The organism is Brevundimonas sp. T2-11, from assembly GCF_055397675.1.
Genome location: NZ_AP027920.1, coordinates 759,096 through 773,660, shown reverse-complemented (window position 1 = coordinate 773,660; position 14,565 = coordinate 759,096). Strand labels below are relative to the sequence as shown.

At 67.9% G+C, this 14,565-nt stretch carries 12 protein-coding genes and 1 tRNA gene; 9 read left to right on the top strand and 4 right to left on the bottom strand.

What is annotated here, in order from left to right:
* The first annotated feature begins 51 nt into the window (after positions 1-51).
* The 4 genes from ACZ5XO_RS03805 (at position 52) to ACZ5XO_RS03790 (ending at position 4,955) form a co-directional block, all read left to right on the top strand.
* Positions 52-669: a hypothetical protein gene (locus ACZ5XO_RS03805; protein ID WP_464163994.1), complete on the top strand. Its 618-nt coding sequence runs from the start codon at positions 52-54 to the stop codon at positions 667-669.
* A gap of 104 nt (positions 670-773) precedes the next feature.
* The gene (locus ACZ5XO_RS03800; protein WP_464163993.1) at positions 774-1,541 is read left to right on the top strand and encodes a fimbrial biogenesis chaperone; all 768 of its coding nucleotides are present in this window, start codon (positions 774-776) and stop codon (positions 1,539-1,541) included.
* A gap of 4 nt (positions 1,542-1,545) precedes the next feature.
* Positions 1,546-4,002, top strand: a complete 2,457-nt coding sequence (locus tag ACZ5XO_RS03795) for a fimbria/pilus outer membrane usher protein (RefSeq protein WP_464163992.1) — start codon at positions 1,546-1,548, stop codon at positions 4,000-4,002.
* On the top strand, positions 4,002-4,955 hold the full coding sequence (locus tag ACZ5XO_RS03790; RefSeq protein WP_464163991.1) for a hypothetical protein: 954 nt from the start codon (positions 4,002-4,004) through the stop codon (positions 4,953-4,955). The genes ACZ5XO_RS03795 and ACZ5XO_RS03790 overlap by 1 nt, the downstream gene beginning before the upstream one ends.
* A gap of 8 nt (positions 4,956-4,963) precedes the next feature.
* Here ACZ5XO_RS03790 and ACZ5XO_RS03785 read toward each other — a convergent pair whose 3' ends face one another.
* Entirely contained in the window at positions 4,964-5,389 is a 426-nt protein-coding gene (locus tag ACZ5XO_RS03785) for a hypothetical protein (RefSeq protein ID WP_464163990.1), read from the bottom strand.
* A 361-nt stretch (positions 5,390-5,750) separates the two neighbouring features.
* Between ACZ5XO_RS03785 and ACZ5XO_RS03780 the strand changes: the two genes are divergently transcribed.
* The 3 genes from ACZ5XO_RS03780 to ACZ5XO_RS03770 all read left to right on the top strand — a co-directional run bounded on the left by ACZ5XO_RS03780 (position 5,751) and on the right by ACZ5XO_RS03770 (position 8,912).
* Positions 5,751-5,827: transfer RNA gene (locus ACZ5XO_RS03780), tRNA-Arg, on the top strand.
* Between the two features lie 302 nt (positions 5,828-6,129).
* Entirely contained in the window at positions 6,130-8,631 is a 2,502-nt protein-coding gene (locus ACZ5XO_RS03775; protein WP_464163989.1) for a helicase-related protein, read from the top strand.
* Complete coding sequence (locus ACZ5XO_RS03770) at positions 8,628-8,912, top strand: RNA-binding S4 domain-containing protein (protein ID WP_464163988.1); 285 nt, start codon at positions 8,628-8,630, stop codon at positions 8,910-8,912. The genes ACZ5XO_RS03775 and ACZ5XO_RS03770 overlap by 4 nt, the downstream gene beginning before the upstream one ends.
* A 133-nt stretch (positions 8,913-9,045) precedes the next feature.
* On the opposite strand, the gene ACZ5XO_RS03765 is transcribed toward ACZ5XO_RS03770, so the two are convergent.
* On the bottom strand, positions 9,046-9,669 hold the full coding sequence (locus tag ACZ5XO_RS03765; protein WP_464163987.1) for a YceI family protein: 624 nt from the start codon (positions 9,667-9,669) through the stop codon (positions 9,046-9,048).
* 168 nt (positions 9,670-9,837) lie between these two features.
* On the opposite strand from ACZ5XO_RS03765, the gene fdxA reads away from it, so the two are divergent.
* Complete coding sequence (fdxA, locus tag ACZ5XO_RS03760; RefSeq protein WP_464163986.1) at positions 9,838-10,179, top strand: ferredoxin FdxA; 342 nt, start codon at positions 9,838-9,840, stop codon at positions 10,177-10,179.
* A gap of 312 nt (positions 10,180-10,491) precedes the next feature.
* Positions 10,492-11,040, top strand: a complete 549-nt coding sequence (locus tag ACZ5XO_RS03755; protein WP_354087437.1) for a CarD family transcriptional regulator — start codon at positions 10,492-10,494, stop codon at positions 11,038-11,040.
* A 65-nt stretch (positions 11,041-11,105) separates the two neighbouring features.
* On the opposite strand, the gene ACZ5XO_RS03750 is transcribed toward ACZ5XO_RS03755, so the two are convergent.
* On the bottom strand, positions 11,106-13,670 hold the full coding sequence (locus tag ACZ5XO_RS03750; protein ID WP_464163985.1) for an ankyrin repeat domain-containing protein: 2,565 nt from the start codon (positions 13,668-13,670) through the stop codon (positions 11,106-11,108).
* 348 nt (positions 13,671-14,018) lie between these two features.
* Entirely contained in the window at positions 14,019-14,513 is a 495-nt protein-coding gene (locus ACZ5XO_RS03745) for a DUF3617 domain-containing protein (protein WP_312780610.1), read from the bottom strand.
* Between the last annotated feature and the right edge of the window lie 52 nt (positions 14,514-14,565).

The window sequence follows — 14,565 nt, the reverse complement described above, 5'->3', positions numbered from 1 at the left end:
TTCGAGTATCCCGCCGGTCAAGGCCGGCCTTCATGTTCAGGACCTGATCTTATGAACCGTATCGCTCTTGTCGCAGCTTCGACTGCCGCTCTCCTCGTCGCCGGCGCCGCTTCGGCCCAGGACTCGCAATCGGTCGCCATCAACGCTTCGGTCGCTCCGAAGTGCGGCGTCTCGGCCCAGCAGACCACGGTCACCCTGGCCGCCGACCTGACCGACGCTGACGCCAAGGTCCGCAGCGGCGTCACCACCGAAATCGCCAACGCCCTGAACGGCGCCCGCATCGTCGCCTTCTGCAACGGCGTGAACAACAGCGTCGAAGTGAAGCGCGCCGTCCTGGCCCGCACGGGCGCCACCGGCAGCGGCCTGGCCGACGGCGGCTTCGCCCAGTTCATCCGCTACAACCTGGACGCCTCGCTGAACGGCGTGGCCTTGGACTCGACCAGCACCGAAGGCGCCTCGACCGTCGCTTCGCGCTTCGGCGGCCACATCAGCCTGTCGGACAGCAACACGCACGTCCGCTTCGCCCAGGCCGCCAGCAACGGCGCCCCGGTCGCCTCGTCGAACGGCTCGACCCCGACCGCCACGAACTGGTCCTCGCTGACCGACCGTCGTCTGGCCGCCGGCGCCTACACCGGCTCGGTCGAAGTGATCGTGACGCCGGGCGCCTGATCCAGGCCCGTTAATCCCGGTTTCACATGACCGGGATATCGCCGGACCGGCCAGGCTTGGTCGGTCCGGCGTCTTCTTTAGCCTTCAGTATGATTAGGAATGCCATGTTCGGTCGTGCGTTGCGGTCTGCAAAAGCCCTGTGTCTGGCCGGTGTCGCGCTTCTCGCCTCGGGCATTCCCGCCGCCGCGCTGAACGTGCAGCCGGTGGTTCTGGACCTGCTGTCATCGGGACGACGCAGCTCCGCCGTCGTCACCCTGCAGAACACCTTCACCACGACGGTGCCCGTCGAACTGGTGGCCCGTCCTGTCGAACTGGTCGATGGCGAGTTCCGTGAAACGGATGAAGAGAGCGAAGATCTGATGGTCTTCCCCGCCTCCGCCACGGTGGAACCTGGCCAGTCCCAGGCCTTCCGCGTGCAGTGGGTCGGCGATCCCGCGCCAACCGCCAGCCGCCACTACTACGTCTCGGTGGCCCAGCTCCCCGTGCAACTGCCCGAGAACGAAAATGCGGTGCAGGTCCTCTATAATTTCAAGGTTCTGGTCAGCGTCGGCGCCAGCGGGGCCCGCTCGGCGCTCAGCGTCGCCTCCGCCGCGATCGAGACCGACAAGGACGGGCGCGCCTTCCCCGTGATCCATGTCAGCAACCTCGGCGACACCTATGGCTATGTGGGCCGCGGCCGCCTGACCGTCACCCAGCGCGACGCCGCCGGCGCCGTCATCTTCCGCGAGTCGTTCGAGCCGGATGAGATCCAGCGCCGCATGGGACTGGGCCTGATCCCGTCGGGCGCGACCCGTCGCCTGCCCATCAACCTGGATCTGCCGAGCGCAGAGGGCGTCCTCACCGTCGACATCGCCCCCGTCGAAGGGCGTTGATCGGATGAAGCTCTGGCCTCTGGCCGTCGTCACCGCAGCGGCCGGCTCCATGTCCCCGGCATGGGCGACGACCTACGACGAAGTCATCCAGACGGCGCCGGCGGCGCTGCCGGACCGCCTCAACCCGTCGGGACGCGACATCCCCCTGGGCGGCCCCCTGCGCGACGGCCCCTTCGTCCTGGGCGAGGTCGACTACATTCTGACGGCCGACGACCGCATCCTGGTTCAGCTCGACACCCTGATGCCCCTGATCGAGTCGCGCCTGTCCGTCGAGGATCTCGCGCGCATTCGACAGGCGATCGCCGACCAGGAACGTCTCTCGACCGACGCTCTGGCCGCCCTGGGCCTGCCCCTGGCCTATGATCCGGCCAGCTTCGGCCTGGTGCTGACCCTGGACCCGGCCATGAGGCCGCGTCAGGCGATCAGCATCGCCGGGTCCGACTACGGCCTCATCGGGCGCCTGGCCGAACCGGCGCGTCTGTCCGGCTATGTCACCGCCTTCGTCACCGCCGACTATGTCCATCAGGGGCTGAGCGACGACACCGGCTTCGACACCCCCACCATCCTGCTGGACAGCGCCGTGCGCTATCGCGGTTTCGTCCTCGAGAACGAGGCCACGATCAGCGAAGACTTCAGCCGCGACGGCACCCGGCTCGTCTATGACGACCTGGCGCGCACGGCTCGCTATACGGCCGGCGACCTGGAGCCCTCCTCGCGCGGCTTCTCGGGCGCCAGCTCCATGGCGGGCCTCTCGATCGTACGCTCCTATGCCGAACTGGAACCCCAGCGGAACGTCCAGCCGCGCGGCCAGCGCACCTTCACCCTGGAACGCCCCTCCACGGTCGAAACCTTCATCAACGGGCGATCGGTCCAGCAGACGCGACTGAACCCCGGCACCTACGACATTCGCGACTTCCCCTTCGCCCAGGGCGCCAACGACGTGCGTCTGGTGATCCGCGACGACACCGGCCGCGAGAATGTCATCAACTTCTCGCTGAACTTCGATCGCAGCCTGCTCGCGCGGGGCCTGACCGAGTTCGGCCTCTTCGGCGGCCTGGAAAGCAATCCGGGCGGCGACGGGATCGACTATTCCGACACGATGGGCGCCTCGGGCTTCTATCGCCGGGGTCTGACGGATGAACTGACGGCGGGCGGCAACTTCCGCGTCAACGAGGACGGCGGCGTCCTGGGCGCCGAAATGGTCTGGGCCTCGCCGGTCGGCACCCTGGGCGGCGACGTGGCCGCCTCGTCGATCAACGGCATAGGCGAAGGCTATGCGATCAACGCCAGCTTCGAACGCACCTTCGGCGACGGTTTCAGCGCCGCGCGCACCCTGACGGCCACCTTCCAGACCGTCAGCGAGGATTTCGCCACCCCGGGCGCCCTCAGCGCCGACAACCGCTACGCCTGGGAAGCGGGCCTGACCTACGCCCACACCATCGGCGCCAGCCAGTACATCACCACCGACGCCTTCTATTCGGCCGGTCGGGGCGCCGAGCCCGATCAACGCACCCTGCGCGCCACCTACGGCTGGCGCGCCAGCCCGCGCCTGATGTGGAGCCTGGAAGGGGTCTATGAGGATCGCCGCAACCAGGAAGAATACGGCGTCCGCCTGGCCCTGACCTATCGTTTCAGCCAGTTCTCCAGCGGCACCGCCGAAATCGACACCCGGCGCGACCGGGCCCGGGTCGGCTATCAGACCTCCCGCGGACGCGGCGTCCATTCGTGGAGCGCGGCGGCCAATATCGACCGGTCGGAAACGGCGACCGGGGTCAACGCCTCGATCACAAACGTGCTCAACCGCGTCGAGATCGGCGGCAGCCACCAGACCTTCTTCGACTCGGACAGCGGCGACATCACCGACCAGCGCACCTCCTTGCGCGCCGGGGCCTCGCTGGCCTTCGCCGACGGCGCCTTCGGCGTCTCGCGCCCCATCTACGACAGCTTCGCCCTGGTGCGTTCTCACCGCTCGCTGAACGGCGCCGAGGTCTATGTCGAACCGCGCGAGGAGTTCTTCTCGGCGCGCTCGGGTCCGCTGGGCGGGGCGGTCTCGCCCGAGCTCAGCGCCTATTCGCCGCGCGTCCTGACCTTCGACGTGCCGGAAGCCCCGCCAGGATACGATCTGGGCGCCGGTTCGGTACAAGTTCTGCCGCCCTATCGTTCGGGTTACCTGATCACCGTGGGCTCGGACTACTTCGTTTCGGCCGTCGGCCAGCTGCAGGACGCCAGCGGACAGCCGTTGAAACTCTGGGTCGGCCAGGCGGTCGAGCTGGCCCACCCCGAGCGTGCGCCGGTGCGGATGTTCACCAACGCCTCGGGTCGATTCTCGATTCAGGGCCTGCGGCCCGGCCGCTGGCGGATCGAAGGCGCGTCCGCCTCGTCCACCGTCTATATTCTCGACGTTCCCGCCGAGGCCGAGGGCCTGGTGCGGGTCGGCGTCCTTCGCCCGGAGAACCGCTGATGAAAACGCTTCTGCTCGCCGCAACGGCCGTTCTGGCTCTGGCCGCCCCCCAGGTCGCCGCCGCCGGCTGCGCTGACTTCCAGATCACCGGCACAGATCTGTCGCTGTCCTACGACCCCTTCTCGGCGGCGCCGATCGAGCGCAGCTTCACCCTGCGGGTGCGCCGGATCGACAGCTCGGCCACCGCCGTCCGCTTCCTTCTGGCCGATACGGACTCTCCGGCCGCCGCCCCGCGCATCGGCACGGGCCCGGGCGGCTACGACATCCGCTGGAACCGCGATGCCTCGCGTCAGGTCTTCGTCGGCGGCGCGGAACAGCCCAACGCCACCAACGGCGCTCTGGTCCACTTCGGTCAGGGGCCGTCCGGCGACGTCGTGACCGAGACCCTGCGTTTCAGCCTGCCTGCCGGTCAGGATGCGGCGGCCGGCGACTACTACGAGGCTCTGGAAGCGCGCTTCGTCTGCTATTCCGGCGATCAGATGCTGGGATCGCCCGACTTCCAGCAGGGCGCCGGTCTGGCCGTCGATCTGAACGTGCCCGAGCGCATCTCCACCTATGTCGGGGCCGCAGGCGTCCGCCGTGGCGAAATCGCCTTCGGACCACTGGATGCGGCCGGGGGCGTGGCCACGCGCAGCCTGGTCGTGACGACCCAGTCCACCGTGCCCTACGACATCGGCGTGACGTCTCTGTGGGGACGCCTGCAGCGCCGCGAGGGCGATTCCTATGGCCTCGACTATGCGATGCGCCTGTCAGGCTTTCCGGTTCAGGCAGGCTCGACGCTCAGCTGCACCCGCACGCCGGCGCCCTCTGGCCGCGCCCATCCCTTCCAGGTCGACCTGGCCCAGGATCAGGCGGCGAAGGTCCCGGCCGGAGGCTATTCGGACGTGGTGACTCTGACCTTCACGCCGCGCGCGGGCCTGTCGTCGCCCGACGGCTGCTCAAGCCGCCTCTAGTCGCCTGATCAGAAGATCATGCCCTTGGGCTGGGCTTCAATATTGACCGCGACCGGGTCCGCGCCCTCCGCCAGGACCAGGGCCAGATCGCGTTCACGATAGGCCGGGCGGTTGCTGTCGACGATCACGGTGCGGGTCGCATCCGCCGCGATCGGGATGCGCTCGCCGTCCAGAACCACGAAGGCGTCCTGCAGCCCCGCCGGATGCAGCAGCACCAGGCGATAGCCGTCGACATTGTTGCAAAGCTCGGTCAGGCGGCCGAGCATCTGCTCGCCCGGCGCGATCGTCGGCGCGTCGCCGCCCGCCAGCGAGACCCGGCACACCGTGGCGACGCGACCCATGATGTTGATCACCGGTCCGGCGGCGGCCGGCTCCGCCAGCAGCATCACCGCCGCCAGGGAGAACAGGACGCCTTTGGTTCGGTTCGCAATCATCAGAAGACCCTCATCTGGATGAAGGCTGAACCTAAACGGCGAATTTCAAGGGCGATTTAAGCAGGATGGTGAAGATCGATTAAGCGCAGCCATTAAGGAAGCTGGCGGATCTGTCCGTTTTGCTGCGTCTGGAGATCGGCGTCCGGCCGTTCGGCGTTTCGTAAACGCGAGCGCATCTCGCCAGGAACAGGCGCGAAACGAATCGTGACCGAATCAGCGACATCGCCCGATTCAGTCTTTGTTCCCTACAAGATATTGTATCTTAACCACCATTAACCGCTAGGACTTTTTTGCCGCCCTCCAATCCGGCGAGCGGCGCCTTCCCCTCGCGCGCCTGAGCCGCTAGGGGAATGGGCGCGACGGCCCCGTAGCTCAGCCGCATAGAGCAAGGCTTTCCTAAAGCCGAGGTCGCAGGTTGGAGTCCTGCCGGGGTCGCCATCTCCACTCCACCACGCCGCACGACGTCAGGCCCCGAGCCCGGAGGCGGTCGCGCCGTGGAAAGACGCGGGCCGCCTGACGCGGCCCGCAGTTTCAAGGGAGGAAACGCCTCTTGGAGAGACGCCTCAACCTCGCATGTCGCGCATTGCAACCCAATGTAGAAATACTGCCGCGCCCTTCAGCTTTCCTCGCCTCCACAGGGATTGCGGCGCGGCTGGGCGTTCCCCTGTGAAATCGCGACCGAACAGATCAAGGCCGACAAGGGCTTGACCGCCCCCGCGAACGCGCCACCTACAATCGGTATGAGCGACCGTTCGACAGGTCTGGCCCCATCGCGCGTCACGGCGATCCTGGGCCCCACCAACACCGGCAAGACCCATCTGGCGGTCGAGCGGATGCTGGGTCACGCCTCGGGCATGATCGGCCTGCCGCTGCGCCTGCTGGCCCGCGAGATCTATGAGCGGATCGTCAAGCAGCGCGGAGCCGCCGCCGTCGCCCTGATCACCGGCGAGGAGAAGATCGTCCCGCCGCGCCCGGCCTATTTCGTCTGCACCGTCGAAGCCATGCCGCTGGAGCGTCAGGTCGAGTTCCTGGCCGTCGATGAAATCCAGCTGGTCGCCGACCCGGAACGCGGCCACGTCTTCACCCAGCGCCTGCTGCACGCGCGCGGCCGGTTCGAGACCATGTTCCTGGGGGCCGGGACCATGGCGCCGCTGATCCGCGCCCTGGTCCCTGACGCCGAGATCGTCACCCGCGAGCGCCTGTCCTCCCTGTCCTACGCCGGGTCGAAGAAGCTGACCCGCCTGCCCCGCCGCAGCGCCGTCGTCGCCTTCTCGACCGAACAGGTCTACGCCATCGCCGAGCTGCTGCGCCGCCAGAGAGGCGGGGCCGCCGTGGTCATGGGGTCCTTGAGCCCCCGCACCCGCAACGCGCAGGTCGAGCTGTTCCAGTCGGGCGAGGTGGACTTCCTGGTCGCCACCGACGCCATCGGCATGGGCCTGAACATGGACGTGGACCATGTCGCCTTCGCAGGCCTGAGGAAGTTCGACGGTCGGCGCACCCGCTGGCTGCACGCCGCCGAGATCGGCCAGATCGCCGGGCGCGCCGGACGCCACCTGCGCGACGGCACATTTGGCGTGACGGGCGAGGCCGAGGAGCTGGACGAGGACATCCTCGAACAGGTCGTCACTCACCGCTTTGATCCGGTCGAGGCCGCCGAGTGGCGCCACGGTCGGCTGGACTTCGACACCCTGCCCGACCTGCTGCGCTCGCTGACCGTCTCGCCCGAGCGCTTCGGCCTGCGGCTGACGGCGCAGGCCCTGGACGAGACCCTGCTGCGGCGCTTCGCGGCCGACGAGGACGTCAAGAAGATCGCCCGTTCACGCGGCGCCCTGATGCGTCTGTGGGAGACCTGCCAGTTGCCGGACTTCCAGAAGACCACCCTGGACGAGCACGCCCGCCTGTCGAAGGAGATCTTCACCGCCCTGACCAGCCGGCGCGGCCGCCTGACCGAGGACTGGGTGGCCCCGCGCTTCAATGATCTGGATCGCGACGACGGCCAGATCGACCAGTTGTCGGCCCGCCTCGCCGGGGTGCGGACCCTGGCCTATATCGCCAACCGCCCCGACTGGATGGACCAGGCGCAAGGCTGGCGCGACAAGACCAAGGCGCTGGAGGAGCGCCTGTCCGACGTCCTGCACGAACGGTTGACCGCCCGCTTCGTCGATCGACGCACCACGGCTCTGATGCGGGCGCTGAACGTGCGTTCCGACACCGTCGCGGGCGTGGGCGACGACGGCGAGGTCACGGTCGAGGGCGAGGTGGTCGGCCATCTGGAAGGGGTCCGTTTCACCCCCGACGCCGGCGGTTCAGCCCTGGCCGATCGCGCCCTGCGTCAGGCCGCGACCCGCGCCGTGGGGCCGGAGATCGCCCGCCGCCTCGGCAGGCTGGCCGCAGAGGCCGACGAGGCCTTCAGCGTCATCCCTAATCCGCGTTCAGGCGGCGGCGACGTCCTGTGGCAGGGCGCCTTGACGGCCCGGATCGTCAACGACGACCCCTTCGCGCCGCGCGTGCGCCTGCTGGGCGACCTCGGCCCGGTCCCGGCGCGCGAGCGGGCCCAGCGCCGCATCGAGGCCTGGCTGGCGTCGGAGGCAGGCCGCGCCCTTCGCGAACTGCGCCGCCTGCGTCAGGCGGTCGACAGCGGCGCCCTGACCGGCCTGCCGCGTGGCCTGGCCTTCCGTCTGATCGAGGCGGGCGGCGTCATCCCGCGCGCCGACGTGGAACGCGATCTTGCGGCGCTGAGCCAGCATGAGCGGCGCACGGTCAAGACCTTCGCCATCCGCATCGGCGCCCACTCCGTCTGGCTGCCCGGCGCGCTCAAGCCCCGCGCCCGCCTGCTGGCCCAGGCCTTTGTCGTCGAGCCCTTCCGCCCCGCCGGCGAAGCCCTTCTGCCTCTGCCCTCGCCCGCCCCATCGCCGCGCGCGCTGGCCGCCTTCGGCCGCCGCGCCGTCGGATCGTGGACCGCCCCGGTCGAGGCGCTGGAGCGCTTCGCCGAGCTGTCGCGTGCGGCGGGCAAGACTCCCCTGTCGCAGGAGGCTCTGGCCGACTTGGGCTGGACCGCCGAACAGGCCAAACAGGTGCTGGCCGCCCTGCGCCTGCCCCGCGCCGACAAGGCCCCGCGCCCCGCCAAGCCCGCGCCGCCGCCCAAGGATTCGCCCTTCGCCGCCCTGGCCCAGCTCACCCAGCCGCCCGCGCCGCCGCCGCGCCGCAAGCGCCGCCCGAGGCGCAAGGCCGCCTCTGCATGAGCGTGCAGAGCTGCCGCATCGACCTGTGGCTGTGGCGCGCCCGCTTCGCCAAAACCCGCAGCCTGGCCGCCGACATGGTCGAGCGCGGCGCCGTCCGCCTGACCCACCACGGGGTCCAGACCCGGCTCGACAAGCCCAGCCGCAGCGTCCACCCCGGCGACGACATCCTGTTCGCCCAGGGCGGGCGTCTGATCGCCGTGCGCGTGCTGCAACTAGGCGAAAGGCGCGGCCCTCCCGAGGAAGCCCGCGCCCTTTATGCGGCGCTCGACGCGCCGGGATAGAATTCTCCTCCCCATTGCATGGGGAGGTGGCGCGGCGCCAAAGGCGACGTGACGGAGGGGCTCGGTCGGGCTTGGTGGAAGCGGCCCCTCCACCACTGCGTGGTCCCCCTCCCCATTGCATGGGGAGGAAAACTCAGCCCTGCTTCACGAACTCGCCTTCGATGTGCAGCTCCACCTCGTCCGACACGCCCGGCAGGGCGTAGGTGATGCCGAAGTCCGAGCGCCTGATGGTCGCCTCGCCGTCGAAACCGGCCTTGTAACCGCCCCGCGTCGGCCCGGCCTGATTGAAGTCCACCTCCATGGTCACCGGCCTGGTCACGCCGCGCAGGGTCAGTTCGCCATGGACCGTCGCCTCGTCAGGATCGGACGGATCGACGACGATACGGGTAGAGCGGAAGGTCGCGACCGGGTGGTTGGCGGTGTCGAAGAAGTCCGCCGTCTGCAGGTGGCGCTTCAGGCCGTCGTCGTTGGGCGCCACATCGGTCAGCGGGATGGTCGCCGTCAGGGTGCTGGCCGCGGGATTGGCCGGATCCAGGGTCAGCTCGGCCGACACATTGACGAACTGGCCATAGTATTTCGAGAAGCCCAGGTGATCGACCGACCAGGTGATCTTGCCGTGGCTGGAATCCAGCTTGTAGGCGCCCGCCTGAACCTCGGCGGGGACGCGGGTCATGGCCGATTGAGCCACCACGGCGCCGCCGGCCAGCAGGCTGAAAGCGAGGGCGCCGACCAGGGCGGTGCGAGGAGCGAAACGCATGAAGACGTCCTTTCAGAGCTGATCTGTAATCCGAGCAGATGCGATTATGCGCCTCGCCGTCAAGCCGAAGCGCCGCCCCGCGACAGCGCCCTCGGTTGACAGTTGGTTCCGACGGGGCCATTTGCCCGCCCTCGACCCTGATTGCGCCAGAGAGCCCACCCGACCGCCATGACCTACATCGTCACCGACGCCTGCGTGAAATGTAAGTTCATGGACTGTGTCGAGGTCTGCCCGGTGGACTGCTTCTACGAGGGCGAGAACTTCCTGGTCATCGCCCCCGACGAGTGCATCGACTGCGGCGTCTGCGAGCCGGAATGCCCCGTCGACGCCATCGTCCCTGACACCGAGGACGAGCCCGACGGCAAGTGGCTGCAGGTCAACGCCGAATACGCCAAGGTCTGGCCCAACATCACCGTCAAGGGCACGCCCCCCGCCGACCGTGAACAGTATGAGCGCGAGACCAGCAAGTTCGAGAAATACTTCAGCACCAAACCCGGCAAGGGCTCCTAAGGCCTGAACACAATCCGGTCACAAAGTGCCGGAACCGCTCAGTCGTCCTGTGGATGTTTTGAGATTTCCTAATTTTATGATAGGTTCCTCCCTATTCGAAACGGGCGGTTCCGCAGTCATGCGCGCCGCCCGCGTTTGCGACAGAACCCCGCCGTTGAGACGGGGTCGGCCAGAGGTTCGGTGATCCGCTTTCGCTTCTGATGTGTGACCTGACCGCCCAACCGACGGGACCAGTTTCCGGCGGCGGGGTTGTTTTCGCCCATCAGTTGCGCTCAGCGCCTCGCTTCGCCCCTGTTCCGGGAAAGGAATGACATGACGAGCAAGACCGGTCTGGAATTCAAGGTTGGCGATGCGGTGGTCTATCCCGCTCATGGCGTCGGCAAGGTGGCCGCTATCGAGACTCAGGAAGTCGCCGGCATGTCGCTGGAGGTCTATGTCGTGACCTTCGACCACGAAAAGATGACCCTGCGCGTCCCGACTAAGAAGGCCAAGACCGCCGGCCTGCGCACCCTGGCCGCCGACGACACCGTCACCAAGGCCCTGACGACCCTGAAGGGCCGCGCCCGCATCAAGCGCACCATGTGGTCGCGTCGCGCCCAGGAATATGAAGCCAAGATCAACTCGGGCGACCTGATCTCGATCGCCGAAGTGGTCCGCGACCTGCACCGCGCCGACACCCAGCCGGAACAGTCCTATTCGGAGCGTCAGCTCTACGAATCGGCCCTGGACCGCATGGCCCGCGAAGTCGCCGCAGCCAACCGCATCGACAAGGACGCCGCTGTCGCCCTTCTCGCCAAGTCGCTGAGCGCCAAGAAGCCGGTCGCCCCCGCCGCCGAAGAGGCCGAGGCCGAAGCCGCCTGATCCACGGCGACAATCCGATACGACAAGGGCCCGGCGGAAACGCCGGGCCTTTTTCATGAACGAGGCTAGAGAGCCTCGCCCTGCACCAGGTCCAAATCCTCTTCCTCCCGGCGCTTCTGTTTCCGAGCCTGATCGGCGGCGGGAGCGACTTCGCTGGCGCGACGCCCGCCCAGTCGCTTCAAGGCCTCCAGATTCGCCTGACGGCCATAGACCTCGGCGACATCAACGGCGGTTTGACCCAGTGAGTTGATCTCATTGACGTCCATACCGCCCTCCCGCACCAGTATTTCAGCTACCCGCGCATCGGCGCAGGATACGGCGAAGGCCTGGATCGGCGTCCAGTGAGTATACTCGCTGGCGGCGTAGGAACGCGTCAGACCGCTGGCTAGCAACAGACGCGCCGTGGACGGCTTGCAGGGCGTGCCCAGCGACGTGAGGTTGCTCCATATACGTTCAGGCTGCTTGGCCTTTGACAGGTCCAGTCCATTGTCGAGCAGAACCTGGAGGCCGTCATTGTAGCCGCTGTAGACCCCGCTGGCGAAGGCCTGCTCCAGGCTTTGCGGGCCGTCCACGCGCGCCGCCTCGGCGACCAGCAGGCGGAAGGCCTCAAAGTCGCGATCCATCGCACGATTGGGCAACCCCTCATTGTCGGTCGAGACGTCTCGCTCGAAAGAGTTGTCGCGCAGTCCTGGCGGCGGATTGCCGAAATTGGCGAGGCTGGACGCCAGAGCCGCCGCGTGGCGCGCCCCCGCGTCCGACAAGGCCCGCAACATCACAGCGTCGCCGCGTTGGGCCGCGCGAACCAGCAGCGGGGGATCAGACCGCCGCGTCGAGATATGGTCATTGGCCGCCATCACCGCATCGGTCGCCGCCTTCAACGCCCCGTCATAGGCCCCCTTTTCTCTGTGCGGGATATAGGATGGAACCGGGTCTGCGCCGCGCTGAAGCAGTTCCAGCACCATGGCTGACGTACCCTTGTCGACGGCCACCGCCAATTGGCTGGCCTTGCCCCGCTCGCGCAGTTCGGCGGCATCCGCCGTCAGGCGCTCAAACGTCGACGCATCGCCGCCGCGTATCGCCGCCTGCAATTGAACCCGACGTTCGCCAGCGACGGACACGCAACCCAGCAGGGCCTCCACATCGCCCCCTCGCGCCGATTCCGCACAGCCGCCCAGGGCGTCGCGCGACAACAGGTTCAGGTCCGCGCCGTAATCCCACAGGAAGGCCAGGGCATCCGTCCGCCCGCCCTCCGCCGCCGCACGCCAGACGCCCTCCTCCGCCGCCGACCGCGCCGCGCCGCCGCCCTGCGCCAGCACATAGCGCGCGACCAGATCGGGACGGGTCTCGAACAGGGCGTCCAGAATCATCTCCCGCCCGCCGGCCTGATGCCCCGCATACGGCAACAGTTGTTCGACCGTCGCCTCATCACGAGCTGCAGCCGCCTGCAGGAAGGCCGCCGACACCTCGCCGCCGCCATCGATCGCCCCTAGGCCGCCTTCAGCGTTCGCCTGTCGCTCCAGAAGATCAAAGGCCCCGGCCTTGATCAGCAACCCGGCCCACGAACAACCGTTGTTCAGACGCGGATCCGGCGGCCCGTCATAAAGGCCGTAGCGACAGCTTCCCGGCGTGCCCTTCATGGCGGCCCCCGCAGCAACAAGACGCCTCGCCAGATCCGTCTTGTTGCTCTGGAGCGCCAGCGCCAAAGGCGACGACGCCTCCACATCATCGGACGCCTCAGCATCGGGATCGGCGCCCGCATCCAGCAAAGCCACGGCCATCGCCTCGTCCTTCCTGCTCATCGCCCATTCGAGCGGCGTCAGGCCCAGAACATCCCTGGCATTGATATCTTGCCCGGCGGGAACCTCGCCCAGACGCGCTGCGTCGCCGCTGCGTGCGGCCTGTCCCCAGGTCGTGACCGGCCCGACGTAATGCGGCTCGGGCTTGATCAGCCCCTCGGCGCAGACGTCGGCGAATGGGAAGGCGGTTTCCCCCACAAGGGCGCGATTATAGGCGGCGATGAAGGCCACCGAGGCGGCGGTGTGCTCGCCATCGCCGGGCCTGATCACGTCCTGATTGACGTGCCACTTGCCGATCTGCTCGCGTTTCCAGTGCGAACAGTGGACCCCGGGCAACGACCACCCTCTCGGCATGGGGCCTATGTGGTTGAAACCGCCAAGCCGGAAGTCTCCGCGCAGAGCAGCGGCTCGCGCCTCCGCCGCCGGATCTCGCGCGTTCAGCCGCGCCACCTTTTCCGCCAGCATGCGGCACCGCTGATCCTCGTCCTCGCATGACGGCGTCGGTCGGTCGCCCCACGGCCTCGACGCGTCCCAGAGGTCGGTCAGAGCGGCGTAGCGCTCTGGCCCTCCACAGGCGGCCTGCGCCTGCGCCTCGGCCTTTTCGTATTTCTCAAAGCCATCCGGCTCGTCCATCAGGGAATCGAGCAGGGCCAGATCGCCCCCGCGCCGCGTCTTCAGGATCGAAACACAGGCCTCGGTCTCGCCCACCATCTGTCGGATCCGCCCGTCGCCAGGCAGATTGATCAGCGCCGTGCGCCCCGGGGCGCCGTTGATGCCCGGGATATACTGGGTGATGGTGATCGGCGCCGCCCGCGCGATAGCCTTGCGCTTCAACTCATCCGCCGCGGCGACATCTACGGGGATCCCGCGTAGGCCTTCCGACTTGATCACAGACATGGCCAAAAGCGCGGTCGCGTCACCGTTCGACACCTGCCGATCCAGGTCATCCAGCCGCGTAGAGAAAAGCCGGATCAGGGGGTCTGCGTCGACCGCCGCTTCTCTCGACGAAACCGCAACCGTCCCGCATGCCGCCACGGTCAGCGCCGCCGATGTCGCAATCAGCATACGCAAGCCCTCGATACGCATGTTCTCTCCGCCCTTTGACCTTCAGCCTCTACTAACAGCCAAGCTGACGATCAGGGCAGTTCAAAAACGCCTATCGGGTCCGACGCTCGTCCCGCCTTAGAAATACTCGGCGTTGGCCGGGCACTGGGCGCTGATGCGGCGGGCGGTGATGCTGGCCGGGATATAGGGCGTGCCGCGCGCCAGCTGGGCGCCACCGTTGAAGCGGAAGCTCTCGGTTTGATAGGTGCCGTTCAGGCGCACATTGATGCGGCGCCCCTTGCGATCCTGGCAGCTGCCTTCAAAGCGCGCGTTGCCGTCCCCGACCTGACGCGTCGGATAGGTGCACTGCCACTTGCGCGTCGACAGGCCGCCGAAGAAGCGGTTGATCTCGCTGGGGCGGACGCACTTCTGTTCCGTGTCGCGCGCGCCCATGACGCTGGTGGTGTATTCCCAATAGCCGGGCAGGACCTCGCTGCGGCTGGCCTGGGCCTGCGGGGCGGAAGCCGGCGCGGCCAGCATCACGGCGCCGGCGACGACGGGGGCCGCCACGGCTGCGGCGCGCGCCAGCGAGACGGACAGGGTCTTCATGGGGAACTTCCGATAGGTCTTCATGCGATCCTCTATATAGCAGGTCGTTGAACGCCGGCTGAACGAAGGCGATCCC

Coding starts and splice junctions, on each gene's coding strand:
- ACZ5XO_RS03805 (WP_464163994.1), top strand. CDS start 52: ATGAACCGTATCGCTCTTGTCGCAGCTTCGACTGCCGCTCTCCTCGTC.
- ACZ5XO_RS03800 (WP_464163993.1), top strand. CDS start 774: ATGTTCGGTCGTGCGTTGCGGTCTGCAAAAGCCCTGTGTCTGGCCGGT.
- ACZ5XO_RS03795 (WP_464163992.1), top strand. CDS start 1,546: ATGAAGCTCTGGCCTCTGGCCGTCGTCACCGCAGCGGCCGGCTCCATG.
- ACZ5XO_RS03790 (WP_464163991.1), top strand. CDS start 4,002: ATGAAAACGCTTCTGCTCGCCGCAACGGCCGTTCTGGCTCTGGCCGCC.
- ACZ5XO_RS03785 (WP_464163990.1), bottom strand. CDS start 5,389: ATGATTGCGAACCGAACCAAAGGCGTCCTGTTCTCCCTGGCGGCGGTG.
- ACZ5XO_RS03775 (WP_464163989.1), top strand. CDS start 6,130: ATGAGCGACCGTTCGACAGGTCTGGCCCCATCGCGCGTCACGGCGATC.
- ACZ5XO_RS03770 (WP_464163988.1), top strand. CDS start 8,628: ATGAGCGTGCAGAGCTGCCGCATCGACCTGTGGCTGTGGCGCGCCCGC.
- ACZ5XO_RS03765 (WP_464163987.1), bottom strand. CDS start 9,669: ATGCGTTTCGCTCCTCGCACCGCCCTGGTCGGCGCCCTCGCTTTCAGC.
- fdxA (WP_464163986.1), top strand. CDS start 9,838: ATGACCTACATCGTCACCGACGCCTGCGTGAAATGTAAGTTCATGGAC.
- ACZ5XO_RS03755 (WP_354087437.1), top strand. CDS start 10,492: ATGACGAGCAAGACCGGTCTGGAATTCAAGGTTGGCGATGCGGTGGTC.
- ACZ5XO_RS03745 (WP_312780610.1), bottom strand. CDS start 14,513: ATGAAGACCTATCGGAAGTTCCCCATGAAGACCCTGTCCGTCTCGCTG.